The organism is Streptomyces sp. ITFR-16, assembly GCF_031844705.1.
Taxonomy (GTDB): domain Bacteria; phylum Actinomycetota; class Actinomycetes; order Streptomycetales; family Streptomycetaceae; genus Streptomyces.
Genome location: NZ_CP134609.1, coordinates 5,700,608 through 5,727,317, shown reverse-complemented (window position 1 = coordinate 5,727,317; position 26,710 = coordinate 5,700,608). Strand labels below are relative to the sequence as shown.

The following is a 26,710-nucleotide window of genomic DNA, read 5'->3' as shown; positions in this document are numbered from 1 at the left end:
AGGATCCTGGGAGGGCGACGATCCACATGGCGAAGGGGTGCGGGGACGTTTTTGTCTCCCCGCACCCCTTCGGCGCGTCCTCAGGGCTTGGCGGCCACGGCCTCCCCGGCCGGCTCCGGCACCGCTTCCTCCGGCGCGCGCATGCCGCCCGGCGCGGGTTCCCGGAGCCGGCGCGGCCCGGCCAGGACGTAGGTGAGGCCGAAGCCGAGGGCGACCACTGCTGCCCCGCCGACCGCGTCGAGCACCCAGTGGTTGGCGGTCGCGACGATCGCGGAGACCGTGAACAGCGGGTGCAGCAGCCCCAGCACCTTCATCCACGTCTTCGGGGCGAGCAGCACGATCACCACGCCGCACCACAGGGACCAGCCGAAGTGCAGCGAGGGCATCGCCGCGTACTGGTTGGTCATCGCGGTCAGCGAGCCGTAGTCGGGCTTCGCGAAGTCCTGGACGCCGTGGACCGTGTCGATGAAGCCGAGCCCCGGCATCAGCCGGGGCGGGGCCAGCGGGTAGAGCCAGAAGCCGACCAGGGCCAGCAGGGTGGCGAAGCCGATGGAGCTGCGCGCCCAGCGGTAGTCGGCGGGGCGGCGCACGTAGAGCACCGCGAGGATCGACAGCGGCACGATGAAGTGGAACGTCGAGTAGTAGTAGTCGAAGAAGCCACGCAGCCACCCGACGCCGACGACCGCGTGGTTGGCCCAGTGCTCGATGTCGATGTGCAGCCACCGCTCCAGCGCGTGGACCTGGCGGCCGTGGTGCTCGGCGGTGGCCCGTCCCGCCGTCGCGGCCAGCCGGACATGGGCGTACGCGGAGTAGACGACCCGGATCAGCAGGAGTTCCAGCAGCAGGTTGGGGCGGCTGAGCACCCGCCGCCAGAACGGCACCAGCGGCACCCGTTTCCAGCGGGCCCGCACCGGGACCGCGTACGCCGTGGGGACGGGATGCTGCCAGTAGGGGGAGGTGCGCGGCAGGAACGGGGCGGCGCACGCGGCCCCGAGCGCGGCGATCAGCAGCACGTTGTCCCGGACCGGGAAGACCGCCTCGATGTTGGGCAGCAGCATCGTGCCCGGCAGGGTGATCACGAGGACCACGACGGCCGGCCACACCATCCGGTCCGAGGCCCGCCTGCCGACCCGGCCGACCACGGCGAGCAGCACCCAGAGCAGCTGGTGCTGCCAGGCGGTCGGGGACACCGCGACGGCGACACAGCCGGTCACGGCGACGGCGAGCAGGAGCTGCCCGTCGCGCGCGTACCGTACGGCGCGGCGCAGGCCGATGAAGCAGACGGCGGCGGCCAGCGCCACGAACAGCACGATCTCCAGCGGTCCTGCCAGGCCGAGGCGGAGCAGCGCACCGTGCAGGGACTGGTTGGCGAGGCTGTCCGCCTGGTCGCCGAGCCCGGCCCCGGCGACGTGGTGCACCCAGTACGTCCACGAGTCGTGCGGCATCGCGGCCCAGGCAAGCGCCGTGCAGGCGGCGAACGCGGCGCCGCCGGTCACCGCCGCCCGGCGTCTGCCGGTGAGGAGCAGGAGCACGGCGAACAGCAGCACGGTCGGCTGGAGCGCGGCGGCCACCCCGATCAGGACGCCCGCCGCGCGTTCGCCCCGGACGACGAAGAGGCCGACCAGGACCAGGAGCACCGGCAGGATGCTGACCTGGCCCAGGTGCAGGGCGTTGCGCACCGGCAGCGAGAGCATCAGCAGGCTGATCGCGACGGGCGCGGCGAACAGCGCCGTGCGCCGGCCGACCGGCGTGGGCAGGGCGCGCGCCGCGATGACGCCGAGCGCGGCGACCAGCAGCAGCGAGCCGAACGTCCAGGCGACGCCGAGGCTCTGTTCGGCCGTGCGGGTCAGTGGCTTCAGGACCAGCCCGGCGAAGGGGGTCCCGGTGAACCGGTCGGTGTCGTACAGCGAGCCCGTCACATGAAGCACACCGTTCTCACCGATCCAGGTCTCCAGATCGGTGAGCCGTTCGCCGGGTGGCTGCCGCAGCACCACCGCCATCTGCCGGACGGCCAGCGCCGCCACGACCAGCCAGAGCACCGCCCGCGCCGCCCCGGTCCCCGCTCCCGCCGTCGCGTCTCCGCGCACCCTGTGCTCCGCGTTCGCCACGCTGCGCCGACCCTCCCGCCGTTGTGGTGCCGCCCGGTCCGGGCATGCTGTGAAACCTTCGCATTGCGCTATGAGGTAGACCCAATCAACCCTCTCTTCACCTGACTGTCATCCCGCTTTGTCCGAAAGCCCGCTCGACCAGGCGTTCAGGATCCGTCCGTACGGCCGGAACCGGCCACGCCGCAGCCACGTCTGAGCCCGTGATCGGGGACCACGGGGAGGGCGGCGCCGGATGCGGTGGGCTGGGAGAGAACACATGCGGGCAGACAGGTCCCGGGGCCGGACGTTGCGCGCGCTCTGCCTGGTCATGATGGTGCTGTCGTTGCAGCTGGGGTCGCTGATCGCACCGGCGTACGCCTGTGGCTGCGGGGCGATGGTCGTGGACCGGAACAGCACGGTCTCCGTCGACCGGGAGACGTCCGTCGTCGACTGGGACGGCACCACCGAACAGATCGTCATGCAGCTCACGGTGCGCGGGAACGCGCCGGACGCGGCCTGGATCATGCCCGTGCCGCACCGCGCCACGGTGAAGCTCGGCGACGCCTCGCTCTTCTCGGACCTGCGGGCCCTCACCGCACCCGTGACCGAGACCCGGCACTACTTCTGGCCGCGCGAGAAGGACTGGCCGTTCGGCGGTTCGGGCCACGGCTCCGGTGACGGCGCGGCGGCCCCCTCGGCGGGCGCACCCGTCCAGGTGGTCGGCCGCGAGCGGCTCGGCCCCTTCGACGTGGCCCGGCTCGCGGCGACCGACCCGGCGGCCCTGGAGAACTGGCTGAGCGAGAACGGCTTCGAACTCCCCGACCGGCTCGCCGGGGCGCTGCGCCCCTACGTCGAGCAGAAGTGGGAGTACGTGGCGGTGCGGCTCGCGCCCCAGGAGAGCGGCGGCGCGCTGCGGGGCACGCTGGACCCGCTGCGCCTGAAGTTCGCCAGCGACCGGCTGGTCTACCCGATGCGCCTGTCGAAGCTGGCCACGACCGCGCAGTCGCTGGGGCTGTACGTCCTGGCGGACCACCGCATGGAGCCGCGCGGCACGATCGGCGGGCTGCCGCCGGAGGTGACGTACGCGGACCGGTTCGACCCCGCCGAGGAGGCCTACCCGGCCCTGGAGGCGATGACGGGCGGGAAACCGGTCTTCGTCACGGCGATCGACCAGTCGTTCCCCCGGCCCTCGCAGATCGACGGCGACCACGAACTGCGGGCGACGGCGGCGGACACCCCGTACCGCACGGTCCGCTACCGGGACGAACTGCTGACCGTGGGCCCCATGCCCGCCTGGGTGCTCTCGCTGCTCGGCGTGGTGGCGGTGGCGGCCGCGGTGCTGCTGCTGACGGCCCGGGCCCGGCGGCGGCGCCCGGTGCTCCCGCCGCCCCCGGTCACCGTGCCACCGCCGCTGGTGCGCTGAGCCCTCGGGCTCAGCCCCCGGCCGGGATGTCCGCCTGCCAGCCCGCGAAGAGCGGGAGTTCACCGGCGCCGTCCAGCACGACGATGCCGAACGGCCGGTCGAAGGCGAGGTGCAGGACGCGCCGGGGCGGCGGGGGCGCCGCGCCGGCCGGGGCCGCCAGGACCGTCACGGCCGCGGCCTCCACCCCCTCCTCGGCCACCTTCACCACGGCCTCCTGCACCACCTGGGAGATCATCAGCGGGACGGGCGAGAGCCCCGAGAAGTCGGCGGCCGCGGTCGTGGAGAGCCGGATGCCGAGCCCCGGCAAGTGGTCGGTGACCTGGATGTTCGTGCGAAGGGTGAAGCGCGGGACCGCGATGCTCACGGCGTCCGCGTCGAGCCGGGTGCGCGCCTCCGCCGGCGCCCAGGCCGCGGTCAGCACGTCCGCCGCCCCCTCGCCCGGCCGGCCCAGCACCAGCCGGACCCGGGCCGGGGCGCTCCCGGCCCGGCCCGTGCGGCAGCGCAGCTCCACGACGAACGTGCCCCCGGCCATCCAGACGTCCCAGGGGGCCGGGTCGCCGTGCATGGTCGGCACCTCCCGGCAGGTCCCGGCCGCGTCGGTGAAGGGCCGGTCGCGGGTGCGCTCGCGGTCGAACGGGTCCTCCCAGCGCGCCTTCAGCGCCAGGACGTTGACGAGCACCAGCAGCATGCTGTCATCGAGGGACAGCGGCAGCCGGCCGATCAGCCCGCCGGTGGCCTCGCGCACCCAGGCGTCGATCTCCTCGGCGTCCTCCATCGGCCCGAACCCCACGTCCGGCAGGGCCTCGCGGTACTCCCGGTGCAGGGGCGCCCGGCTCCACACCCGGGTGGCCACGCCCAGCGCGTCGGTGCCCGCCAGCTCGCGCGCCCCGGCCGTCACGGCGTCGGCCGCCTCCCGCCCGGCCGTCCCGAGCGCCGCCCGCAGCTCCCGGGCACTCTCCCCGCGCGCGCCCGCCGCGACCGAGGCCAGGGCCAGCCACAGCCCGGCCGGCGAGCACACGAAGCTCCCGCCGCCGCCCGGCCCGGCCGGATCCCGCAGCCACCGCTCGCCGAACCGCTGGACCGCCCGGGCCCTGTCCGCCGCCGGTCCCGTCCCCCGCACCACCGAATGCGCCACCGAAGCCCCTTGCGTAAATAGTTTCTTCGTACAGTCACGCGCAAGCCAGGATGGCCCAATGACGTGGACCGTGACGCCCGAACGCTTCGACTCCCCGGACGCCGCCCTGCTGCGCCGGGACTACTACGCCGAGGTCGCCGGGCGCTACTGGGGGCGTCCCGCCACGGCCGGCGAGATCGACGAGGGGCTCACCGACGACGGCGCCGAGCTGCTCGTACCGCCGGCCGGCGAGTTCGTCGTGGGCCGGCTGGACGGCGGCGCGGCGGCCTGCGCGGGTCTGGTCGTGGTGGACGCGGACACCGCGGAGCTGACCCGGGTGTTCGTCCGCCCGGAGGCCCGGGGCACGGGCGGCGGCGGGCTGCTGCTCGCGGCCGTCGAGCGCCGGGCCCGCGACTTCGGCATCCGCCTGCTCCGGCTCGACACCCGGCACGACCTGGTCGAGGCACGCGGTCTGTACGCCAAGCACGGCTACCGCGAGGTCCCGGCCTTCCACCACCGCAACCCGTACGCCGAGCGCTGGTTCGCCAAGGACCTGGGCGACGCCTAGACGGGGTCCGGCGGCTGGTGCGGATGGCCCGCCGCGTGGTCGCGCCGGGGTTCGGGACTGTGCGGGCGCTCCTTGCTCGACCCGCTCGTCTCCGCCGTCAGCTCCGACACCAGGGCCACCAGGTCGGTCGGCCGGTCCGGTCCCCACCAGTCGCCCAGCAGCTCGGCGAGCGAGTCCTCGCGGGCCTGCGACAGCTTCACCACGGCCTCGGCGCCCGGCTCGGTCAGCACCAGCTGTACGCCGACCCGGCGGGCCAGTCCGCGCTCCTCCAGCTGCCGGGCCGCGTCGCTGACCACCCGCAGCGGGACGGGGGCGACCTCGGCGAGCCGGGCGGGCTCGACCGTGCCGTGCCGTTTGATCCGCAGCAGCATCCAGCTGGCGGCGGGCAGCAGGTCGTAGCCGGCGCGTTCGGTGATCCTGACGTAGACCTCGCGGCGCCCCTCCCGGGTGGCCAGCACCGACAGGGCGCGGGCGCACTCGTCGTACGAGGACCGCTCGACCGGGTTGGACGCCAGGGTCTCGCTGGGATCGGGCGCGGTCACCGAGCCGCGCAGCTTGTCCTCCTTGAGGAACCAGGCGAAGACGAAGGCGACCAGCACGACGGGGGCCGCGTACAGGAACACATCGGTGATCGACGTCGAGTACGCGTGGATCACCGGCCCCCGGAGCGCCGGCGGCAGCTGGCCGATGGCGCGCGGGTCGGCGGACAGGCTGTCGGCACCGACGCCGGGCGGCAGCGGACGGCCGGCGAGCGCGGCGCCGAGTTTGTCGGTGAGCCGGTTGGTGAAGATGGTGCCGAAGATGGCTACGCCGAACGAGGCGCCGATGGACCGGAAGAAGGTCGCCCCGGACGTGGCCACACCGAGGTCCTGGTACGAGACGGCGTTCTGCACCACCAGCACCAGGACCTGCATCACCAGGCCGAGTCCGGCGCCGAAGACGAAGAAGTAGACGCTCATCTCCCAGGTGCTGCTGGACTCCGTCAGCCGGTGCAGCAGCACCAGCCCGATGGCGGTGATGCCGGTGCCGGCGACCGGGAAGACCTTCCAGCGGCCCGTCCGGCTGACGACCTGTCCGGACGCGGTCGAGGTGAGGAGCAGCCCGAAGACCATCGGGAGCATGTGCACGCCGGACATGGTCGGCGTGATGCCGTGCACGACCTGGAGGAACGTCGGCAGGAAGGTCATCGCCCCAAACATCGCGAAGCCGACGACGAAGCTGATCACCGCGACCAGGCTGAACGTCCTGATCCGGAACAGCTTCAGCGGCAGGACGGGTTCGGCGGCGCGCCGCTCGACGGCCACGAAGGCGATCAGCAGGACGACGCTGAGCGCGGCCAGGCCGATGATCTGCGCCGAACCCCAGGCCCAGGTGGTGCCGCCGAGCGAGGCGACGAGGACCAGGCAGGTGGCGACCGAGGCGATGAGGAAGGTGCCCAGGTAGTCGATGGTGTGCTTCGTCCGGCGGACCGGGATGTGCAGCACGGCGGCGATCACGGCGAGGGCGACGACCCCGATGGGGAGGTTGATGTAGAAGACCCAGCGCCAGCTGAGGTGCTCGGTGAAGAAGCCGCCGAGCAGCGGGCCCAGGACGCTCGTCGCACCGAACACGGCGCCGAACAGGCCCTGGTACTTGCCGCGTTCGCGCGGCGGGACGATGTCGCCGACGATCGCCATCGACAGCACCATCAGCCCGCCGCCGCCGAGCCCCTGGAGGGCGCGGAAGCCGATCAGCTGCGGCATGTTCTGGGCGATGCCGCAGAGCGCGGAGCCGATCAGGAAGATGACGATGGCGATCTGGAAGAGCCTCTTGCGCCCGTACTGGTCACCGAGCTTGCCCCACAGCGGTGTCGCGGCGGTCGACGCCAGCAGATAGGCGGTGACCACCCAGGACAGGTGCTCCAGGCCGCCGAGGTCGCTGACGATGGTCGGCAGCGCGGTGGAGACGATGGTCTGGTCGAGTGCGGCGAGCAGCATGCCGAGAAGCAGTGCGCCGATCGCGACCAGAACGGACCGCGTCGAGCGGTCCGCACCGGGGGCCGGGGGGCTCAGCTGGGCCATGAAACATCTCCTCGGATCCGCTACACCCCCATCCTGTCTGTTCTGTCCCGTTATGGCCTGCCGAAGGGCCGGGTGATTGGGCTTCCCGGCAGCGGGCTGCATAATCGCAGGCAGTTCAAGGGGAGGGGACCCACAATGACCGGACATATATGCCCGGAGTGCGGTACGGACGGCAGACCGGGCACCGGCCCCGGCTGCGCCTGCGCGGGCCGCGCGGCGCACGGCGACGCCGGACAGCCGCAGCACACCGAGGGCCGCCGGCCGGCGGCGCCGCACGAGGTCCCGGCCGAGGAACGGGCCGCCGAACAGCGGCGCATCGCCGAGCAGCACGCCGAACGGTCGGCGGAGATGGCCGCGGCGGAGGACTTCGACCCGCTGCGCATCCGGCCGTACGTGACGCTGGGCGGCGAGCGGCCCGCCGCGACGGCACCGGGCGGACCCCAGGAGGGGCCCCAGGACAGGCAGCAGGACGAGCCGCGGGGCGGCTCCCACGACACGTCGCGGGCCCCTGCGCCGGACGGGCGACCGGGGGACGCCGCCACCACGATGCCGCTCTTCCTGAACCCGGCGGGACCCGCACCGGGGCCGGGACCGGGCCCCGGCCCGCTGCCGGACGCGGTGGCCCCCACCGGACCCGGGGACCCGGGCGGACCCGCCGACGGGACGCACACCGCGCTCCCGACCGCCGCCCCGGCCCCCGTGCAGCCGCGCCGGCGCAGGCCCTTCGCGGCCCTGGCCGCCGGGGCCGCCGTCGTCACGGTGGTGGGCACGGCGGCGTTCATCGGGGGCCTGTTCAACGGGGACGGCGGCGGAGAGGCCGATCTGGACCAGGCCCTGCCCTCCACCGTGGCCAGCCTGCCCGAGGAGAGCGCCTCGGCGTCGGCGTCCGCGAAGACCTCCGCATCACCCACCCCCTCCCGGCCGGTGACCGCCTCACCCTCCGCGAGCACCTCGGCCTCCGCGTCACCGCCGCCGAGCGCCTCGGCCTCCCGCTCCGCCTCGGCGTCCGCGTCTGCGCCGGCCTCCCCGTCGCCGTCCGCGACCACGCAGGAGTCCCGCCCGCCCGAGGGCGTGGCGCCGCCGGCCGGGACACCGGACAGCAGCACGCTGCGGCGCGGCGACCACGGCCCGGAGGTGGCCGAGCTGCAGCGCCGGCTCCAGGAGATCTGGCTCTACCGGGGCCCGGCCGACGCCGACTACTCGGACCGGGTCGAGAGCGCCGTGCGCGACTTCCAGTCCTCGATGTACATCCAGGGCGACCCGGAGGGGGCCTACGGGCCGAACACCCGGCGCGCGCTGGAGGCGATCACCACCGGACAGGGGCGCCACTGAGCAGGCACGGGCAGCCCGGACCGGAGGGGATTCGCTTTCGGGGGCCGGTTTTTGTATCGTGGAGAAACAAAGTGGCCTCCGTACGCACACCCTGACCGGCGGGCGGGGGCCGCTTGTTCTCTTTTTCCCCTGTTTCTGGAGCCCGCCCATGCCGGCCACCGCCCTCACCGCCCGCGCCCTCCTGCTCGACATGGACGGCACCCTGGTGAACTCCGACGCCGTCGTGGAGCGCTGCTGGCGGCGCTGGGCGCTGCGGCAGGGCCTGGACCCGGAGGCGGTGCTCAAGGTCGTCCACGGCCGGCAGGGGTACGCCACGATGGCGGTCCTGCTCCCGGACCGCCCGGTCGAGCAGAACTACGCGGACAACCGGCTGATGCTCGCCGAGGAGACCGCCGACACCGACGGCGTGGTCCCGGTCGGCGGCGCCCCCGCCTTCATGGACGCGATCGCCGCGCTCCCGCACGCCCTGGTCACCTCGGCCGACCGCGCGCTGTCCACGGCGCGGATGACCGCGGCCGGGCTGCGGATGCCGGACCTCCGCATCACCGCCGAGAGCGTCGGCGCCAGCAAGCCGGACCCGGAGGGCTTCCTCAAGGGTGCGGCGGCCGTCGGCTTCGACGCGGCGGACTGCGTCGTCTTCGAGGACTCCGAGGCGGGCATCCAGGCGGGCCGGGCGGCGGGCATGCGCGTCGTGGGCGTCGGCCCGCGCGCGGCGGCCTTCTCCCCCGACGTCCACGTCGAGGACCTGACCCGGATCCGGGTGGAGGCGGCGGCCGACGGCTCGGTCGTCCTGCACATCGACGCGCGCTAATCGGTCCGCCGGGAGGCGCCGCGCGGCCACCGCACCCCGCGCCGCTCCCCGTCCGCATCCGCGTCCCGGTGCAGCAGCCCGCGCGCCATCAGCTCCAGCACCACCGCGACGGCCACCGCCTGAACGGCCATCAGGGCTACCAGCACGAACAGCTGTACGGCACCCGCCTGCACCGGTGAGGCGCCGCCCAGCAGCATGCCCACGAAGGCGCCGGGAAGCGTGACGAGCCCGACCGTCCGGGTCTGGTCGAGCCCCGGCAGCAGCGCGTCCGCCGCTGCGGGCCTGGCGATCTCCAGCCGCGCCTCCCGGTCCTGGAGTCCGAGCGCCATCGCCGCCTCCACCTCACCGTGCCGGGTGGACAGTTCATCGAGGGCCCGCCGCCCGCCGAGCACGGTCGCGGTCAGCGCTCCCCCGATGAGGATCCCGGACACCGGGATCAGCGCGATGCCCCGGACCGGCACCAGACCGGTGAGCAGGAGCGCGCCGACGACCGGCGCCACCCCCGCCCCGATCGGCACCGCCACCCACCGCCACGTGCGGTTCTCCGTGAGCCGGCGGCCCGCGGTCCACACGGCGACCGCGTACATCAGCGCCAGGAAGGCGAACATCGGCGCCAGGGCGTGGACCACCCAGCCGATGAGCGAGGAGACCGCGGCGAGCTGGACGGCGGCCCGCAGCCCGGCCACGAGGATCTCCCGCGACCGGCCGAGCGAGGCGAGAGCGGCGACACCGGCCGCCGCCACGAGCAGCAGGGCGAGCACGATGCCGAGCGTGGTGTTGACCGGGAGCAGCACGCCGCCAGCCTAGGGCGTGTCGTCGAACTGGCGCCGCCCGGCAGACACCAGTTCGACGACACACCCTAGGACCGCCGGCGCTCCGGCCGGCCCGCGCGCACCGGAATCCCGGCCCCCGGCCGGACCCGCTCCGAGCCCCCGCTCCCCGTACCGGAAACTGCCGCCCCCTCAGTTCCGTACGCCCGCGCACTCACTCGCGCACGCCCCCGCACAACGAACCCCTCTGTCAGACCCCTTGATGTGACGTGCCCATGTCGCCACTCTGTTACCTGGCGCCCACCCCACGGAAACCTGGCGCCGCCACGATGGCCGGGCCGTTCACGGACCGCCCGCCCAAGGTCCCCCCACATCAAGGGAGTTCGCATGTCAGGTGTCTACGCGCGTCGCATAGCCGTCCTCGCCGCATCCGCCGCCCTCGCCGCAACCACCGGACTGCTCACCGCCCCCAGCGCCCAGGCGGCGATGCCCACCCCGATCGCCGCGTCCACCGCGCGCACCTATCTGGGCCAGCTCACCGTGCAGGCCGAGGGCTCGTCCAGCGGCTACAGCCGGGACAAGTTCCCGCACTGGATCACCCAGTCCGGCGCGTGCGACACCCGCGAGGTCGTCCTGAAGCGGGACGGCACCAACGTCACGCAGAACTCCAGCTGTTCGGCTGTCAGCGGGAGCTGGTACTCCGAGTACGACGGCGCCACCTGGACCGCCGCGTCCGACGTGGACATCGACCACATGGTGCCGCTCGCCGAGGCCTGGCGCTCGGGCGCCTCCGGCTGGACCACCGCCCAGCGCCAGGCGTACGCCAACGACCTGACGCGCCCCCAGCTCATCGCCGTCACCGACAACGTCAACCAGTCCAAGGGCGACAAGGACCCCGCGTCCTGGATGCCCCCGCGCGCCGCGTACAAGTGCACCTACGCCCGCGCCTGGGTGCACGTGAAGCACTACTACAACCTGACCGTCGACTCCGCCGAGAAGACCGCCCTGCAGTCCGCGCTCAGCGGCTGCTGAGCCCGTCCCGCACGCCGGCCGCAGCAGCCGGAACCGTCCCGCACTCCCGCGTCGTTCCGTACGGTACGAAGCCGCCGTACGCGACCGTCGTACGCATCCGTCGTACGGCCCCGTCCGTACGGAACGACGCGAGGAGGCCACATGGCCGGGCTGCGCCTGGGACCACTGCTGCGGTACGTCGACTGGGAGACCGCGTCCACCGCGACCGTCTGGGTCGAGGCGGACCGCCCGTGCACGGCCGAGGTGCGGTGCGCGGACGGGGCGGCGGGCTCCTCGCCCACCTTCGCCGTTGCCGGGCACCACTACGCCCTGGTGGTGGTGACCGGTCTGGCGCCCGGCTCCACCACCGCCTACGAGGTACTGCTCGACGACCGCCGGGTCTGGCCGCCCGAGCAGCACCCCTTCCCCGCGAGCACGATCACCACCCCGCCCATATCCGCCGTTCCCGGTGACGGGCAAGCGGCCCCGGTCCGGGTCGCGTTCGGCTCCTGCCGCTGGGCGGCTCCCCCCGCCGGCGGCCACACCCCGGGCGGCGGCGATCCAGTCGGCCCGGACGCGCTGGACACCCTCGCCGCCCGGCTCGCCGCCGACCCCGCCGCCGTACGCCCCGACGTGCTGCTGCTCCTGGGCGACCAGGTGTACGCGGACGAGACCTCGGAGGCGACCCGCGCCCGGCTCGCCGCACGCCGCGATCTGGCCGAGCCGCCGGGGGCGGAGGTCGCGGACTACGACGAATACACCTGCCTGTACGACGAGTCGTGGCGCGACCCCGAGGTCCGCTGGCTGCTCTCCACCGTCCCCAGCTGCATGATCTTCGACGATCACGACGTCATCGACGACTGGAACACCAGCGCCGCCTGGCTCGCCGACGTCCGGGCGACCCCGTGGTGGCACGAACGGATCGTCAGCGGGCTGATGTCGTACTGGGTCTATCAGCACCTGGGCAACCTCTCCCCCGCCGAACTGGCCGCCGACCCTCTCTACGCGGCCGTCCGCGCCACCCCGGACAGCACCGAGACCCTGCGCCGTTTCGCGGCCGGCGCGGACGCCGACCCCACCTCGGCCCGCTGGAGCTACCGACGCATTTTCGGCCGAGTACGGCTGCTCATGGTGGACAGCCGGGCGGCCCGGGTGCTCGACGAGGGGCGGCGGGCGATGCTCCACCCCCGCGAGGCGGCGTGGCTGCGCGACGAGGCGCTCGCCGGCCCCGGCTCCTGCGACCACCTCCTGATCGGCACCTCGCTGCCGTGGCTGCTGCCGCCCCTGGTCCATGACGCCGAGCGGTGGAGCTCGGCGCTGTGCCGGGGTGAGCGGGGCGGGCCGGGCGGCCGCTGGGCGCGGTTCGGCGAATATCTGCGCCGACGCTCCGACCTGGAACATTGGGCCGCCTTCCCGGGGTCCTTCGGGCTGCTGGCGGAGCTGATCGGGGAGGTGGCCGGCGGTCCGGACGCCCCGGCGACGGTATGCGTGCTGTCGGGCGATGTGCACCATGCGTACATCGCGGAGCCCAGCGCGCTCCACCCGGCCTCCGGCGGCACACCGGGGACCCGTGTACTGCAGCTGACCTGCTCTCCCGTGCACAACTCCATCCCCGCGCCGCTGCGGGCCGCCTTCCGGTTCGGCTGGAGCCGGGCGGGGCGGGCCCTCGGCGCGCTGCTGGCGCGGCACGGGCGGGCCGGCGCGTCACCGGTCCGGTGGCGGAAGACGGGCGGGCCGTGGTTCGGCAATCAGCTGATGACGCTCACCCTGGATGGCCGGAAAGCTGCGCTGTCATTGGTTCAGGCCAAGTCCCGCAGGACAGGGCCCCAGTTGGAGACGGTACTTGATCGTTCACTGACCGATGACAGCGCATCGGGTTTCGGCCAGTCGACAAAACGTTGAACTTGCAAATATTGGTGAGGGCTACCTAATCTTTGGCGCTCAGTCGGTTCACGTCCCCACCAGACCGAAGGAGCCCTCCCCCCATGCAGACACGCCTCAACCGGGCACAGCCCTACGTCCTCGCGATCTTCCGCATCGTCGTGGGCCTGCTCTTCGCCTGCCACGGCGCCGCCTCGCTCTTCGGCGTCCTCGGCGGCGCCATGGGCGGCGGGTCCATACCCGCCGGCACCTGGCCCGGCTGGTACGCGGCGGTGATCCAGCTCGTCGGCGGCAGCCTCGTCGCCCTGGGCCTCGGCACGCGCGCGGCCGCCCTGATCTCGTCCGGCTCCATGGCCTACGCCTACTTCAAGGTCCACCAGCCCGGCGCGCTCCTCCCGCTGGAGAACGGCGGCGAACCGTCCGCGATGTTCAGCTGGGTGTTCCTGCTGATCGTCTTCACCGGGCCCGGCGCCCTGGCCCTGGAACGGCTGTTCACCTCCCGGGCGCCCGAGCCGCGCGACCAGGACCGCGCACCGGAGCAGAACTCCCCGGTCGCCGTCTGACCCGCGCCTCTCTCCCTGGGCCCGCCACCGACCGGGCCCGCCGCACCACCTCGCGTACCGCCGGGCACCCGCTCCCCGGCGGTACGCGCTCCAGCGGGACTCCACCGGGGTGCCCAACATCACGCATATATATGGATCTCCAGGTGAACGGCAGGCGTACGCTGTACAGCTGGCCCTGCCGCTCCTGCCGCTCCCCTGCGACGTCGCGGCGTTGTTCCGAATCGGGGAGTAGAAGGTGCTCGAGAGTGTGGGTGCGCTGACCGGCAGCCCATGGATCTACGCCGTGGTCGCCCTCTCCGTGCTGCTGGACGTCTTCCTTCCCGTGCTGCCCAGCGGGGTCCTCGTGATCACCGCCGCCACGGCCGCCGCCGCGGGCACCACGAGCGTGGCCGCCGACGCGGCGGGCGCCGCCCGTCAGGTGACCGAGGTCCCCTCGCTCCTGGTTCTCATCCTCTGCGCCGCCACGGCCTCGGTGCTGGGCGACCTCGTCGCCTACCGGCTGGCCTGGCGCGGTGGCGCACGCCTGGACCGCGCCATCGCCCGCTCCCGGCGCCTCACCTCCGCCCAGGAGCGTCTGGGCGCGGCCCTGAGCCGGGGCGGCGGCGTCCTCGTCGTCATCGCGCGCTTCGCACCCGCCGGGCGCTCCGTCGTCTCCCTGGGCGCGGGCGCCTCGCACCGCAAGGTGAAGGAATTCCTGCCCTGGTCCGCCGTCGCGGGCGTGGCCTGGGCGGGCTACAGCGTCGGCCTCGGCTACATCGGCGCCCAGTGGCTCGGCGCGAGCTGGCTGGGCACGGCCGTCTCCGTCCTGGCGCTGTTCGTCGCGGGCGCCTTCGCCGCGCTCCTGATGCGGCGCCCCGCGGCGGCCGCTGCCGCCTCCGCGGTGTCTACGGCGTCCTGACACCACCCCGCACTTCCAGGCCGTCCAGCAGCCGGGCGGTCGCCTCGGCGATCTCGTCGACGGCCCGGTCGAAGACTTCCCTGTTGTGCGCGGCCGGGGCGCGGAAGCCCGACACCTTGCGGACGAACTGCAGGGCGGCGGCGCGGATGTCCTCCTCGGTGGCCTCTTCGGGGAGGGAGGGCGGGCGGAGGGTCTTGATACTGCGGCACATGTCTCCAGTGTGGACCGCGCCACCGACAACGTCCCGGCCGCGTGAGGGATCCGCCCGCGTCAGCCGCCGCCGTCCCCGTGCTCGTCCCCATTGCCGTCGCCGTCGGTCCGCCGGATGCCCGGGATCACGTACTCCCCGTCGAGCACCGCCCGGCCGGGCATGTAGAGCCTGAGCATGGGGCGGAACTCCCCCTCGGGGGCCGGCAGCCAGTTCGCCGCCGCGTCCGGGTCCTCGGGCCGCTCCCTGCCGATGTGGACGGTCAGCGACCCGTCGGGGCCGTACACGATCCCGGGGGTGCGGTCCCCTACCGAGTACCGCCCGGCCGGGTTGGCGACCAGGAAGTAGTCCGGGGTGTCGTACATCGTCACGGACCAGAACGCCTCGGCCGGCGGCGGCGCGTCGAAGCGCAGCTCGTAGCGGTGGGCGCCGTTCAGCGGCGCGCCGTCCGTGTCGGTGAAGGTCTGCGCGTACACCGCCTCGTACCCGTGGTTGCCCCAGAGCCCGACGCGTGCCGCCACGGCCCTGTCCAGGTAGGAGGCCTCCCGGTCGGCGGTCTTCCACTCGGGGGCGTCGATGGTCCCCACGCCGAACCGGTCGAGGTTGTAGTCGAAGAGATGCGGGTTCATCGACCATCCCCCGCCGCTGCCGTCCCCCGAACCGGCCCGGCCGGCCGCCTCGACGCGCTCCTTGCCCCGGGCCAGCCCCTCGTTCAGCGCACGCACCAGGGCGGAACCGGCCGGGACGAAGGGCGAGGGGCCCTCCTCCAGCAGCCCCAGGGGCTGGAAGCGGTCCTGATAGGCGCGGTCGGCCGGGGCGGGCGGGAAGTCGGCCATCCACACCCGCAGCTGTTCGTAGAAGCGGAGCCCGGTGGGGACGCCCGCGTCGGGGGCGGGCAGTCCGGTGCGGTGCTCGCCCGGTTCGAGGTGGGTGAGCGTCAGCTGCTCCTGGAGCGGCCGGACCCGCCGCTCCAGGTCCTCGGGCCCGTCGCAGGCGAAACGGCCCACCACGGTGACCACGGCGGTGGGCGCGTCGATCACTCCCCGTACGCCGTCGGGGACGGTGCCCGCCCAGCCGGGCGGTACGACGAGCCAGTCACCGGCCTCCGTACCGGTGGCCCGGCGGCCGACGTACGCGAAGTTGTTGGACCAGGCGTCGACGAACTGCAGGACGTAGTACGCCCCGTCGGTGCCGGGGACGTGCAACAGGAGGGGCCCGCCGGACAGATCGAGCTGGGCGATCGAGTAGACCGTGTCGTTGTTGACGGACACGAAGTGCGCGTCGGCGCCGGCCGGCCGGGTCGCGTGACCGAACGCGTTGAAGGGCGTGGGCGGCAGGGCGCCGAACCCCTTGTGCAGACACGTCTCGACCATCGACAGGCCGAAGACCAGCGGGTACCCGTAGACGTACGCATCGGCGGCGAGCCCGGCCAGATCCTGCGCGTCCTGGGACATGCGGGTTCCTCCCTGGTGGTCCCCCGTGCCGTGGCGGCTCGCGTCAGATGACGGCCTTCGAGCGGTCCGTGCACAGGGCCCAGATCACGAAGGTGTCGATGGCGAGGGAGACGACGGCCCAGATCGGCTGGTAGGGCAGCCACATGAAGTTGGCGATCATGTTGAGCGCCGCGAGACCGACACCGGCGCCGCGGGCCCAGGCGTTGCCCTTGAGGATGCCCCAGCCGACGATGACGATGACGATGCCGAGGATGAGGTGGATCCATCCCCAGGACGTCGTGTTGAACTTGAAGACGTAGTCGTTGATCCGCGCGTAGACGTCGTTCGACACGATGCCGGTGATGCCCTTGATGGCCCCGAGCACCCCGTCGATCATCAGCAGGACACCGGCGAACATCACCCCGCCGGCCGCCCAGGGGTTCATGTCCCGGGAGTCGGACGGCGGCGGGGACGAGGAGGGGCTGCCCGGTGTGGGCGCGGTCTGTGCCATGAGGACTCCTGGGCCGGCGGAATTGCACGTCGGAACCGACGCTCCGCCACCCGGGCGGGCACGGCGAGGTGGACGCACCCGAACGGGTGACGGGCGCGCCCCCGCCGCGCCGGGCCCTCACCCCGTTTCGGCCGGGACCGTCGGCGCCTCCCGGGGCCCGCTCCGGCGCCCGAGGTGGTGGAAGAACAGGTTGAGGAGCACCGCGGCCAGCGTGCCCAGCATGATCCCGCTCTCGAAGAGGATCCGGAGCTGCCGGGTCGGCATGTGCTCGGCGAACTGCGGATACGCGGTGGGCAGGAAGCCGATGCCCAGGCTCGCGGCGACCAGTACCGTGTTGCGCGCCTCCGAGAGGTCGGCCTTGACAAGCATCTGCACGCCCACGACGACGATCGTGGAGAACAGGACGAGGGTGGCCCCGCCCAGAACGGCCGGCGGCATGGCCGCGACCACCGCGCCCACCTTGGGCACCAGCCCGAGGAGCAGCATCATCACGGCGCCCGCCGCGACGACCCAGCGCGAGCTCACCCGGGTCAGGCGCAGCAGGCCGACATTCTGGCTGTAGACCGTGGTGGGAAAGGAGTTGAGCAGCCCGGACGCCACCGTGGCCAGGCCGTCCGCGCGCAGGGCGCGGCTCATGTCGCGGGCGTCCACCTCGCGGCCGGCGATCTCACCGATGGCGAAGAACTGTCCGACGGACTCCACGGCGATGATCACCATGACGAGGACGATCGCCAGGACCGCCATGACGTCGAACCGGGGCATGCCGTAGTGCAGGGGCGGCTGTATCCCGAACCAGTCGGCTCCCGAGATCCCGGAGAAGTCGGTCCGCCCGGCCAGGGCCGCGACCACCGTGCCCGCCGCCAGGCCGAGCAGGATGGCGACCGAGGTGACGAAGCCCTTGCCGAACCGGTGGAGGACGACGATCACGGCGAGGGTGACGGCGGCGAGACCGAGCTGCGCCGGGGTGCCGAAGCCGGGCGCGTCCGGGTTGCCGCCGCCCACCTGACGGGCGGACACCGCCATCAGCGTCACTCCGACGATGATCACGATCGTGCCGGTGACCAGGGGCGGGAAGAACCGTACGAGGCGTCCGAAGACCGGCGCGACCAGGAAGAGCATGAGCCCGGCCACGATGACCGCGCCGAACACGGTCGGCAGCCCGGCACGGGCTCCGCCCGCCGCCACACCGACCGACACCAGGGACGGTACGGCCGCCGTCGACATGCCCTGCACGACGGGCAGCCGGATACCGATCCCGGGCAGGCCGACGGTCTGCAGCAGCGTGGCCACACCGCAGGCGACGAGGGCGGTGTTGACCAGCGAGGCGGTGTCCGCCGGGGAGAGCCCCATGCCCTGGGCGACCAGGAGCGGCATGACCACGGCGCCCGCGTAGAACGCCAGGACGTGCTGGAGCCCGAGGGCGAGGAGCCGCCACCACACGGGCACGGCGTCCACAGGATCCCCGGCGGGGACGGGGGCCGGGGCCGCGCCGGGGCGCCCGTCCCCGCCGGGTGTGCGGCGCATCCGGGCCGCACGGCGCGCACGGGTGTCCGGCCTGTCCGCCGCCCGCGTCCCCCCGGCCGTGTCCGTGGCCGGAGTACCGCTCGGCGGTGCCTGCGTCGTGTCCGTCATGGCGTCCTCTCCAGTCGTCGTGCGGTGGGCCGCCAGGGGGTGGTCAGCGTGCCGAAACCGGCGCGCTCCACCAGGCGGTGCGCCCGTTCACGGGCGTGTGCGCTCAGCGCTTCCTCGTCGATGCCGGGGCAGTGGCCGTCCTCGTATACGACCCGGCCGCCGGCCAGCGTCATCACCACGTCGCCCGCGCGGGCGGAGTACACCAGCGCCGACACGGCCCGGTGCACGGGCTGCACGGCCACGCCGGTGAGGTCCACGACCGCCAGGTCGGCCGGGGCACCGGTGCGGACGACTCCGGCGTCCGGGACCCCCGCGTACCGCGCGCCGTCGCGGGTGGCCGCCTCCAGGACGTCCTCGCAGCGCACCCCGGCCGGATCGAGGGTGGCCAGGCGCTGCGCGAACAGCGTCTGCTTCATCACCTCGAACATGTCCTGCCGGCCGCCTGCGGCGGGCCCGTCCGTGCCGAGCGCCACCACCGCGCCGGCCTCGCGCAGCGCCCGCCAGGGCATCGTGCCGGAGGCCAGATAGGCGTTGGAGCAGGGGTTGTGGGCGACGCCGGCCCCGGCCGCCCCGACCGCCGCCGTCTCCTCCTCGTCCAGCCACACGGCGTGGGCGAGGGTCGCACTCCCGTCGAGAAGGCCCTCGCGGGCCAGCCAGGTCACCGGGCGCTCGCCGTGGGCGTCCAGATGGCTCCGGGGATCCTTGGCGCCCTCGCTGCAGTGGGTGTGCCACCGGGTCCCGTACTCCGCGGCGAGGGCGATCGCGCCGCGCACCAGGTCCCGGTCGGCGTACGAGAGGTTGAGCGGGCCCGGCCACACCCGGACGCGGGCGTCGGGGCCCCGGGCCGCCATGCACTGCCGGGTCAGGTCGAGTTCCTCGGCCGTTCCGTACCGGTAGAGCGCGTCCGGCAGGCCGCGCGCCTCCGCGATGCCGGTGCGGTCGCCGAGCATGCCCCGGGCGACCGCCCCGCGCAGCCCCACCTCCTCGATGGCGTCGGCGACGGCGAGCACGGTCTCGGGGTCGCTGGGCGCGTAGTGGTGGTCGACGACGGTGGTGATCCCGGCGCGGGCGGCCTCGACCGCGCCCAGCCGGACGGCGATCCCGGCGTCCTCGGCGTCGAGGTGGATGGCGTAGGGCCACATGAAGTGGTTGAGCCAGGGCCAGATCGGTTCGCCGTCACCGATGCCTCGGGCGAGGGACTGGAAGAGGTGGGTGTGTGCGTCGGTGAAGCCGGGAACGACGGCCCGGCCCCGGCAGTCGACGGTACGGCGCGGCCGCCAGCGGGCCTCGACCTCGTGGGCCGGGCCGACGTCGACGATCCGGTCGCCGTCGACGGCCACCGAGCCGACGGTGAACACGGTGCGCCCGTCGTCCACGGTGACGACCTCGGCACCGGAGAGCAGGAGCGAACAGGGACGGGGCCCGGAGTACGGCTCCTGCGGCGGTCCCGGCAGTGTTCCTGTCGGTGGTCCGGGCAGTGGTTCCGGCAGTGGTGCTGTCAGTGATTCGGGCACGGGGGTACCCCGCTTTCGGTCCGGGGGCTGCGCGGCCGCCGCCGTGGCCCGCGCGCGTCGGCGCGGGGCACGGCGGCCGGCCGCCGGGGCGGAACGCCGGAAGGCGCGTGTCAGCCGGCGAAGTTGGCGGCGATGCGCTGCCGGAGGTACTCCTCGGCGGTGATCGGCGCGTACCGCCCGTCCGGCGCGCTGATCACGGCGTCCCGGTCGGCCTGGGCGAAGTAGGCGATCGAGTAGCGTGGCCCGTGGTCGCCGCCGGGCGCGGGCGGTGCGACGCGGTGGAAGTTGGAGAGCAGCCGGTCGCCGCTCCACCGCATCAGCATGTCCCCGATGTTGCAGGTGATCAGGTCGGAACGGGCCGGCACCGGGGTCCAGGCCCGGGTGCCGGCCTCGCGGCCGGGGCAGACCTGGAGGCCGTCCTGCCCGTCCCGCTGGAAGAGCAGGGTCAGGCAGTCGAAGTCGGTGTGCGCGCCGGCCCGCCAGGCACCGTCGGCCTGCCCACGGGCCTCCTCGGGGACGGCGTAGTAGTGCAGCAGCCGCAGCGTGCTCTGGTGGGCGGGGCTGCCGGGGTCGTGCCGCTCGGCGAAGAAGTCCCTTTCCAGGCCGAGGCGTTCGGCGAAGCAGGACAGGACCCGCATCGCGAGGGCGTGGCAGCGGGCCTCGAAGCCCAGGAGCGTGTCGCGGAATCCGGCCGCCTCCCCCTCGTCCGGCCAGAGGCCCGCCATGTGCGGACGGGTGAGCTGGAAGGACTCCTTCTCGTCGGGCGTACCGGTGGAGGGGCGCACCTGACTGCGGTACTCCCAGCCGGCGTTGAGGCCCTTCTTCAGCGCCTGCCCGCGCTTGGTCTCCTGCGGCAGCGCGAAGTAGTCCTCGGCGGCGGCGAACGCGGCATCGGTCTCGGCCGCGGTGATGCCGTGGCCGGACAGCTGGAAGAAGCCGGTCTCCGTGGCGGCCTGCCACAGCGCGTCGGTGATGTCGGCGCGCCGGCTCTCGAAGTCGGTCAGGTCGACGACCGTGATGTCCCGCGCGGCCGTCGCCGTGCCCGCGGCCCGGCCCATGAGCCGCTCCCGGTCGAGTTCCGCCTCCGCGGTCGGGACGGCCGGTGTGTCGTGCTGGGTGGTCAACGTGGTTCTCCCTGTTCGGGGTGGTCCGGTCGGTGCCGGACGCACGGGGGAACGAAGCGCGGTCACCGCCCCCGGCGCTTCCACCGGTCCGCCCATGACGGACCGGGCACGCTCGCCCCCGGCCGTGCTGCCGGACGCGACGTGAGCTGGCAGCCCTCGGACCGTTCCCGGCCCGTTGGGTGCTGCGCGATGCCAGGAAGTCTCACCGCCGCTTGTTACGGGGCCGCTACGCCGGGTGTCGCCCGCGTAACGGTCTCCGGGCCGCCCGCGCGCAGGCCCGCCCCGCCGGAATCCGCTTGCGGCCGCGCGCGCCCGTCCCGGATGATCGCGGCCGGAGGCGATCACGATGACCGGCATGACGCTCACACTCTCGGTGCGCGACCTGACCCACGACGACCTGCCGTCCTGCGGCTGGTCGGGATCGGCCCTCCATGTGGCGCACGTGGCGGACGAGTTGGAGCGTGCCCGGCGCGGCGAGGTGGACTACCTCGCGGTCTGCCTGCCCTCCGGCGCCCCCGTCGCGATCGGCGGCGTCGACTACCGGGTCAAGGAGGGCGCGGGCACGCTGTGGCAGCTCGCGGTCCATCCGGCGCTCCAGTCCTGCGGCATCGGCACCTTCCTGATCGAGGCCGCCGAACAGCGCATCGCCGCGCGCGGCCTGCGCCGGGCCGAACTGGGCGTGGAGGAGGACAACCCCCGGGCGCGCGCACTCTACGAGCGCCTGGGCTATGTCGCGTTCGGCCGGAGCCCCGACGCCTGGGACGAGCTCGCCCCGGACGGCACCCTGCGCCGGCGCGAGACGATGTGCACGGACATGGCGAAGGACCTCGCCGGGGACGCGGTCCGGAACGGGGCCGGGGCGAGAGACTGACCTGCCGTCACCCATCGAGCGTTGAGGAGTGGAGATGCCCGGTCGCCCGAGCACGCGCTGACGTACCAGGTCGTCATCGACCCGTCATCGCGTGCTGCCTCAGGTCTGCGGCACAGCGAGCCCTTCTCGCCCCGACCGCCGGCGCGCCTTCTTGCGTGCACCGGCCGGCGAGCGTTGTCCTCCCCAGCCCGAGGGGCCTCAGTGCACTCCCTTCCTTCCCGTTCTCCCTCTTCTCCGTCTCCCGCCGGTCCGGTCCCGCTGTGGCGCGACCCGGACTTCCGCCGGCTGTGGTGGGGCCAGACCGTGTCCCAGTTCGGGGCGCAGGCCACCCAGGTGATCCTGCCGCTCGTCGCCGTGGTGTCCCTCCAGGCCGGTGCCGGGCAGCTCGGTGCTCTGCGCGCGGTGGAGCAGGCGCCGGTCCTGCTGTTCTCGCTCGTCGCCGGCGCATGGGTCGACCGGCGGCGCGCCCGCCCCGTGATGGTGCTGACCGACGCCGGCCGCGCCCTGACCCTGGCGGGGGTCGCGGTGGCGTACGGGCTCGGCGTTCTGGCGCTGCCCGGTCTGTTCGTCGCCGCCCTGCTCGTCGGCGTATGCGGCGTGTACTTCGACGTGGCCTACCAGGCGTCACTGGTACGGCTGGTCCACCGCGACCTGCTGGCGCAGGGCAACAGCGCGCTGGAGGGCAGCAGATCGGCCGCGCAGATCGGCGGCCCCGCGCTCGGCGGCGCGCTGGTGTCGCTGGTCTCCGCGCCGGCCGCCGCCCTCACCGGCGCGGCCTGCTTCGCCCTGTCGGCCGGGTCCCTCCACCGGATCCGCCGCCGCGAACCGGTCCCCGTGCCCGTCGGCGGCGCGGCCGGGACGGGACGGCGGATCCTGGAGGGTCTCCGGTTCGTGGCGCACAGCCCCTCGCTGCGGGCGGTGGGCCTGGCGTCGGCCCTCTTCCAGTTCTCCTTGGCCGCCCTGATGACCGTCTATCTGCTCTATCTCCCGCGCGCACTGCATCTGTCGGGCGCGGAGGTCGGCCTGGCGCTCGCGGCGACGGGACCGGGAGCGGTCGTGGGATCGCTGCTGTCGGCGAGGCTGCCGCAGCGGTTCGGCTACGGGGTGGTGCTGGTGTCCGCCGCGGTCCTGGCCGACGGCGTGATGCTCTGCGTACCGGCCCTGCCCGCCTCCGGACCGGCCGTGCTCCCCGCGCTCATCGGCGTCAACTTCGTCTTCGGTACGTTCGGTCAGCTGGTCAATGTCACGGTCATGGCGGTACGGCAGGCGCTCACACCGGTACGGATCCAGGGCCGGGTCGTGGCGACGATCAACTTCGCCGGGATGGGTCTGACGCCGCTCGGCTCGCTGCTCGGCGGCCATCTGGCGGGCCTGTGGGGCCTGCGTACGAGCCTGTTCGTCACGGCCGTTGCCCTGGCGCTGTCCCCGCTGTTCATGGCGTGCTCGCCGCTGGCCCGGCTGGGGAAGCGGCTTCCCGCCGGAGACGGTCCCACCAGCCGGGAGGGCGGCCGTCCCGCCGGCCAGGGCGGGGACCGGTCGGCATATGCCGGTGAGTGACCTATCATGCCGCCATGAGCGAACGCGCGATGCAGGAACCGACCCTCCTCCTTCTGACGGCCCTGGCGGACGAGCCCCGCCACGGTTACGCCATCGCGCGCGAGGTCGAGAAGATCTCCGGCGGCCGGGTCAGGATGCGCACCGGCACGCTGTACGGAGCGCTGGAACGGCTGCTGTCCGAGGGGCTGATCGAGGTGCACGCGGAGGAGGTCGTGGACAGCCGGCTGCGGCGCACGTACGCGCTCACCGCGACCGGCCGGCAGAGCCTGGCCGCCGAGGCGCAGCGCATCGCCGCGACCGCCCGGGAGGCCACGCGCCGGCTGGGCATCGCGGGGAAGCCGGCCACCGCGTGAGCACACCGCCGCTGCTGCGTCTGTACCCGGCCCGTTTCCGCCGCGCCTTCGGCGACGAGATCGCCGAGTCCTACCACGAGGCGGTCGAGGGGGCGGGCCGGGCCGCCCGGCTCCGGGAGGCAGGCGACATCGCGGCGCACGCCCTGCGGATGCGCCTGCACCTGGGGTCGGCGCAGCGCGGCGGCCGCCTCTTCGCGGCCGCCGCACCCTTCGCGTCGGCCGCCACGGCCGCGTACACGGCGTTCGATCTCGTGTCGCTGATCGGTGACCGGTACGCCAGCGGGAACCCCGACTTCCTGGTTCCGCTCAGCTATGCCATGGGGGGCTGCGCGCTGGTGGCCCTCATGGGCGCGGTCCTCGCGCTGGGCGGGCGGTTCGCCGCGGGCACGCGCTGCGCGTTCGCGGGGGTGCTGGCCTGGGCAGTCATCCTGCTCGCGGTGACGCTGCCGGCCGGGGCGCCCCTGCCGTGGGAGTTCGCGGCCTTCGTGCTGGCGCCGGTGCTGGTGGCGGCCGTCCCGCTGGCCTGTCCGCCGGATCTGCGCCCGCCCGGCCGGGTCAGGAGTAAGGCGGGGCCGGCCGCGCTGCTGCTCTGGGCCCCGCTCGCGGTGGTGGTCCTGGCCCTGGCCGACGCGGACGGACTCGGGTCCGTCATCCTCTGGCGCCTGGGCGTCCCGACGGCCGCCGCACTGGCCCTGGCGGGCCGCCCGGCCCTGGCCGGTCTCCGTACGGCCGGCCAGTGCGCCCTGGCCGGGGCGCCGTTCGTCGCCATGGGGTACTGCGCCGGGGTGGTGGACCAGGACACGCTGCTCCCGGCCCTGGCCGCCCTGGCGGCCGGCGCCGCGGCCCTGCACCTGTGGCGCCGGCGCGGCAGGGACTCGGGCGCGGCGACCCCGAACTGAGGCCGGGCGGCCGGTCCGGTCAGCCGGCGCCGACGCGGATCTTGGACTGCCCGTGGCCGAGCTTCTCCCAGTCCTCCATGAAGCGCGCCCGCAGTCCGTGCCGGGCGGCGAGGTCGACGAGGGTCTCGGTCCGGTAGTAGAAGTCCTCGCGCAGGACCTGGTGTTCGGCGCCGGTGGTGCGGTCGAAGGTGAAGTCGAAGTGCCCGCCGGGCGCGAGGATCCGCCCGACATGGGCGAGGCACTCGTCGATGATCTCCAGCGGTGAGTGCGAGAACACGCTGTGGGCGTGGACGACATCGAAGTACGCGTCGGGCAGGAAGTCGAGCGTCAGGTCCTTGGTGATGGTCAGGTGCGGGACCTTGTCCTGGAGCCCCTGCGCGGTCAGCGTCCGCTTGGCCGCGATCAGGATGTCCGGCGAGATGTCGATGCCGTAGTAGTGCCCGGCCTCCAGGTAGTCGATGAAGCGCCAGCCCGCGCGGAGGTTGCCGCAGCCGATGTCGAGCATGCGCGCCCCGGGTGCGAGCCCGTGCTCCACGAGGTAGTCGAACTGCATCTGCCCCAGGGCGAGCCAGCGCTCATGGGTCCGACTCCCCACGGCCGCCTCGGGGTTGCGGCGGGTGTCGGAGGCCATGACGGCCCGGTAGTAGTTCACATGGCCGGGGTGCCTGAAGGCCAGCCACCGGTCCCGGGCGGCCCGCTTGAGATACGGGGCTATGCGGTCCGGGCGGCTCGCGGCGTAACGGACCTTGTGAGCGAGGGACTCACGGTTGGCGACGAGGTTCTTCTTGGAGGCCATGCCTACTCCTCTGCGCTGCTGCAGGACGATGCCCCGGCCGGGACTCCCTTCACTATAGGTCGGTGACCGGCATATACAAACCGACGACCTACCGGGCATCTGCGCGCGACCGGCGTCGCCCGCACCGGCGGCAAGGACGACGGCGGCGCACACGAGCAGGATGTGCGGCGTGGTCCAGTACGCCGGGGCGAGGGCGACCAGCAGATACGCGGCGGGCATGGCGAGCCGCTCCCCCGCCGCGCCGATCGCGCCGAGCCGCCCCGACGATCACGCGCTCCGCACGGCAGTCGCTCCGCCCGACTCCCTCCGCCCTAGGCGTCCTTGAGCAGGTGCGACCGCAGCTCGTCGCCGCCGGGCCCGGCGAGCCAGTCCGTGAGCGTACGCAGCCCGGGGTGGATGACCCGCAGCGCCTCGATGTCCGCGTGCCAGCGCGACCCGGCCGCCCAGCTCTCCCTGACCCGGGCGATCTCGGGGTTGAGCGTGGCCGCCTCGGCCCGGGTGATCTGCTCGTAGCGCACCTCGGCCCCCGTGGCCTCGGCGATCGCGGCGGCCGCCTCCAGCGGGGTGGGGGCGTCCCCGGCCAGCTCCAGGGTCCGTCCGGCGAACCGGTCCGGCTGGTCGAAGGCCAGCGCGGCGAACTCGGCGATGTCCTCCACGGCGATGATCTGGACGGGTTCGTCCGGCGGGAAGATGTGCCGGTGCACGCCGTGGACGATGCCGTCGATTCCGACGGCGGCCGTGCCGAGATAGTTCGTCATGAACCGGACCGGACGGAGAACGGTCACCGACCGGATCCGCCCGTGCAGGTAGTCCTCGATGCGCCGCTTCCCCTCGGAGCCGCCGATGCGGCCCGGCGTGGACGCGATGCCGGTGAACACGACCTGGTCGACCCCCGCCGAGGCCGCGGCGTCGATCAGCGCCCGCCCCCGGGCGAACTCGTGCTCCACGTCGGTGCCGCCCGGCCCGAACGCCACGGGCGGTACGGCGAACAGGGCCGCCGCTCCCTCCAGAGCGGCGGGCAGGCTCGACGCGTCGTCGAAGTCGCCGCGCACGAGCTGCGCTCCCGCGGCTACGAGCGCGCGGGCGGTGGGCGCGGCCGTGTCCCGTACGAGCGCGCGCACCGGCCTGCCGGCGGCGAGCAGCCGGTGCGCGGTGGCGCCGCCCTGCCGGCCGGTCGCGCCGGTCACCACGGTCAGGCGGTCAGTGGTCATGTCGTCCTCCACCCCGGGACGGTAGGCGGGTCCGGTCGGGTTGGGCCCGGGGTCGATGTGGAATGCTCCACCCGGTTGAGCGG

At 73.8% G+C, this 26,710-nt stretch carries 24 protein-coding genes; 12 read left to right on the top strand and 12 right to left on the bottom strand.

What is annotated here, in order from left to right:
* Positions 1-80: 80 nt before the first annotated feature.
* The gene (locus tag RLT58_RS25310; RefSeq protein WP_311314643.1) at positions 81-2,039 is read right to left on the bottom strand and encodes a bifunctional glycosyltransferase 87/phosphatase PAP2 family protein; all 1,959 of its coding nucleotides are present in this window, start codon (positions 2,037-2,039) and stop codon (positions 81-83) included.
* Positions 2,040-2,418: 379 nt separating this feature from the next.
* Here RLT58_RS25310 and RLT58_RS25305 point away from each other — a divergent pair, with 379 nt between their 5' ends.
* Positions 2,419-3,510 carry a DUF2330 domain-containing protein gene (locus tag RLT58_RS25305; protein ID WP_311314642.1) on the top strand — a complete coding sequence of 364 codons (1,092 nt, stop codon included), beginning with the start codon at positions 2,419-2,421 and terminating at the stop codon, positions 3,508-3,510.
* A gap of 10 nt (positions 3,511-3,520) precedes the next feature.
* Here RLT58_RS25305 and RLT58_RS25300 read toward each other — a convergent pair whose 3' ends face one another.
* Positions 3,521-4,645 carry a serpin family protein gene (locus RLT58_RS25300; protein ID WP_311312654.1) on the bottom strand — a complete coding sequence of 375 codons (1,125 nt, stop codon included), beginning with the start codon at positions 4,643-4,645 and terminating at the stop codon, positions 3,521-3,523.
* Between the two features lie 58 nt (positions 4,646-4,703).
* Here RLT58_RS25300 and RLT58_RS25295 point away from each other — a divergent pair, with 58 nt between their 5' ends.
* A complete protein-coding gene (locus RLT58_RS25295; RefSeq protein WP_311312653.1) occupies positions 4,704-5,192 on the top strand; it encodes a GNAT family N-acetyltransferase in 489 nt (162 codons plus the stop codon).
* Here RLT58_RS25295 and RLT58_RS25290 read toward each other — a convergent pair.
* Complete coding sequence (locus RLT58_RS25290; protein ID WP_311312652.1) at positions 5,189-7,252, bottom strand: MFS transporter; 2,064 nt, start codon at positions 7,250-7,252, stop codon at positions 5,189-5,191. The genes RLT58_RS25295 and RLT58_RS25290 overlap by 4 nt on opposite strands.
* A gap of 135 nt (positions 7,253-7,387) precedes the next feature.
* Here RLT58_RS25290 and RLT58_RS25285 point away from each other — a divergent pair, with 135 nt between their 5' ends.
* Together RLT58_RS25285 and RLT58_RS25280 are read left to right on the top strand one after the other, a co-directional pair.
* Positions 7,388-8,584 (top strand): peptidoglycan-binding domain-containing protein, encoded by a 1,197-nt coding sequence (locus RLT58_RS25285; protein ID WP_311312651.1) that lies wholly within the window; start codon positions 7,388-7,390, stop codon positions 8,582-8,584.
* Between the two features lie 148 nt (positions 8,585-8,732).
* Positions 8,733-9,395, top strand: a complete 663-nt coding sequence (locus tag RLT58_RS25280; RefSeq protein ID WP_311312650.1) for an HAD-IA family hydrolase — start codon at positions 8,733-8,735, stop codon at positions 9,393-9,395.
* On the opposite strand, the gene RLT58_RS25275 is transcribed toward RLT58_RS25280, so the two are convergent.
* Entirely contained in the window at positions 9,392-10,189 is a 798-nt protein-coding gene (locus RLT58_RS25275; RefSeq protein WP_311312649.1) for an ABC transporter permease, read from the bottom strand. The genes RLT58_RS25280 and RLT58_RS25275 overlap by 4 nt on opposite strands.
* A gap of 363 nt (positions 10,190-10,552) precedes the next feature.
* On the opposite strand from RLT58_RS25275, the gene RLT58_RS25270 reads away from it, so the two are divergent.
* The 4 genes from RLT58_RS25270 (at position 10,553) to RLT58_RS25255 (ending at position 14,518) form a co-directional block, all read left to right on the top strand.
* Complete coding sequence (locus RLT58_RS25270; protein ID WP_311312648.1) at positions 10,553-11,197, top strand: HNH endonuclease family protein; 645 nt, start codon at positions 10,553-10,555, stop codon at positions 11,195-11,197.
* Between the two features lie 141 nt (positions 11,198-11,338).
* The gene (locus RLT58_RS25265; RefSeq protein ID WP_311312647.1) at positions 11,339-13,078 is read left to right on the top strand and encodes an alkaline phosphatase D family protein; all 1,740 of its coding nucleotides are present in this window, start codon (positions 11,339-11,341) and stop codon (positions 13,076-13,078) included.
* An 83-nt stretch (positions 13,079-13,161) separates the two neighbouring features.
* Positions 13,162-13,620, top strand: coding sequence for a DoxX family protein (locus RLT58_RS25260; RefSeq protein WP_311312646.1), 459 nt, complete (start codon positions 13,162-13,164; stop codon positions 13,618-13,620).
* A 235-nt stretch (positions 13,621-13,855) separates the two neighbouring features.
* Entirely contained in the window at positions 13,856-14,518 is a 663-nt protein-coding gene (locus RLT58_RS25255) for a DedA family protein (RefSeq protein WP_311312645.1), read from the top strand.
* Here the strand turns inward: RLT58_RS25255 and RLT58_RS25250 are convergent.
* The 6 genes from RLT58_RS25250 to RLT58_RS25225 form a co-directional block, all read right to left on the bottom strand.
* Positions 14,505-14,729 (bottom strand): DUF2277 domain-containing protein, encoded by a 225-nt coding sequence (locus tag RLT58_RS25250; RefSeq protein ID WP_311312644.1) that lies wholly within the window; start codon positions 14,727-14,729, stop codon positions 14,505-14,507. The genes RLT58_RS25255 and RLT58_RS25250 overlap by 14 nt on opposite strands.
* Positions 14,730-14,788: 59 nt before the next feature.
* Entirely contained in the window at positions 14,789-16,180 is a 1,392-nt protein-coding gene (locus tag RLT58_RS25245) for a DUF1254 domain-containing protein (protein ID WP_311312643.1), read from the bottom strand.
* 43 nt (positions 16,181-16,223) lie between these two features.
* Complete coding sequence (locus tag RLT58_RS25240; RefSeq protein ID WP_311312642.1) at positions 16,224-16,670, bottom strand: DUF7144 family membrane protein; 447 nt, start codon at positions 16,668-16,670, stop codon at positions 16,224-16,226.
* Between the two features lie 117 nt (positions 16,671-16,787).
* Positions 16,788-18,302 (bottom strand): nucleobase:cation symporter-2 family protein, encoded by a 1,515-nt coding sequence (locus RLT58_RS25235; protein ID WP_311312641.1) that lies wholly within the window; start codon positions 18,300-18,302, stop codon positions 16,788-16,790.
* Complete coding sequence (locus RLT58_RS25230; protein ID WP_311312640.1) at positions 18,299-19,678, bottom strand: amidohydrolase family protein; 1,380 nt, start codon at positions 19,676-19,678, stop codon at positions 18,299-18,301. The genes RLT58_RS25235 and RLT58_RS25230 overlap by 4 nt, the downstream gene beginning before the upstream one ends.
* Before the next feature lie 248 nt (positions 19,679-19,926).
* A complete protein-coding gene (locus RLT58_RS25225) occupies positions 19,927-20,940 on the bottom strand; it encodes a 2OG-Fe(II) oxygenase family protein (RefSeq protein ID WP_399131680.1) in 1,014 nt (337 codons plus the stop codon).
* Positions 20,941-21,286: 346 nt separating this feature from the next.
* On the opposite strand from RLT58_RS25225, the gene RLT58_RS25220 reads away from it, so the two are divergent.
* The 4 genes from RLT58_RS25220 (at position 21,287) to RLT58_RS25205 (ending at position 24,620) form a co-directional block, all read left to right on the top strand.
* Positions 21,287-21,811: a GNAT family N-acetyltransferase gene (locus tag RLT58_RS25220; RefSeq protein WP_311312639.1), complete on the top strand. Its 525-nt coding sequence runs from the start codon at positions 21,287-21,289 to the stop codon at positions 21,809-21,811.
* 201 nt (positions 21,812-22,012) lie between these two features.
* A complete protein-coding gene (locus tag RLT58_RS25215) occupies positions 22,013-23,368 on the top strand; it encodes an MFS transporter (protein ID WP_311312638.1) in 1,356 nt (451 codons plus the stop codon).
* Between the two features lie 14 nt (positions 23,369-23,382).
* Positions 23,383-23,721, top strand: coding sequence for a PadR family transcriptional regulator (locus RLT58_RS25210; RefSeq protein ID WP_311312637.1), 339 nt, complete (start codon positions 23,383-23,385; stop codon positions 23,719-23,721).
* A complete protein-coding gene (locus RLT58_RS25205; RefSeq protein ID WP_311312636.1) occupies positions 23,718-24,620 on the top strand; it encodes a hypothetical protein in 903 nt (300 codons plus the stop codon). The genes RLT58_RS25210 and RLT58_RS25205 overlap by 4 nt, the downstream gene beginning before the upstream one ends.
* Positions 24,621-24,639: 19 nt before the next feature.
* Here the strand turns inward: RLT58_RS25205 and RLT58_RS25200 are convergent, their stop codons facing one another.
* Both RLT58_RS25200 and RLT58_RS25195 read right to left on the bottom strand, forming a co-directional pair.
* Positions 24,640-25,416: a class I SAM-dependent methyltransferase gene (locus RLT58_RS25200; RefSeq protein ID WP_311314640.1), complete on the bottom strand. Its 777-nt coding sequence runs from the start codon at positions 25,414-25,416 to the stop codon at positions 24,640-24,642.
* A gap of 311 nt (positions 25,417-25,727) precedes the next feature.
* On the bottom strand, positions 25,728-26,627 hold the full coding sequence (locus tag RLT58_RS25195; protein ID WP_311312635.1) for an NmrA family NAD(P)-binding protein: 900 nt from the start codon (positions 26,625-26,627) through the stop codon (positions 25,728-25,730).
* Positions 26,628-26,710 lie beyond the last annotated feature (83 nt).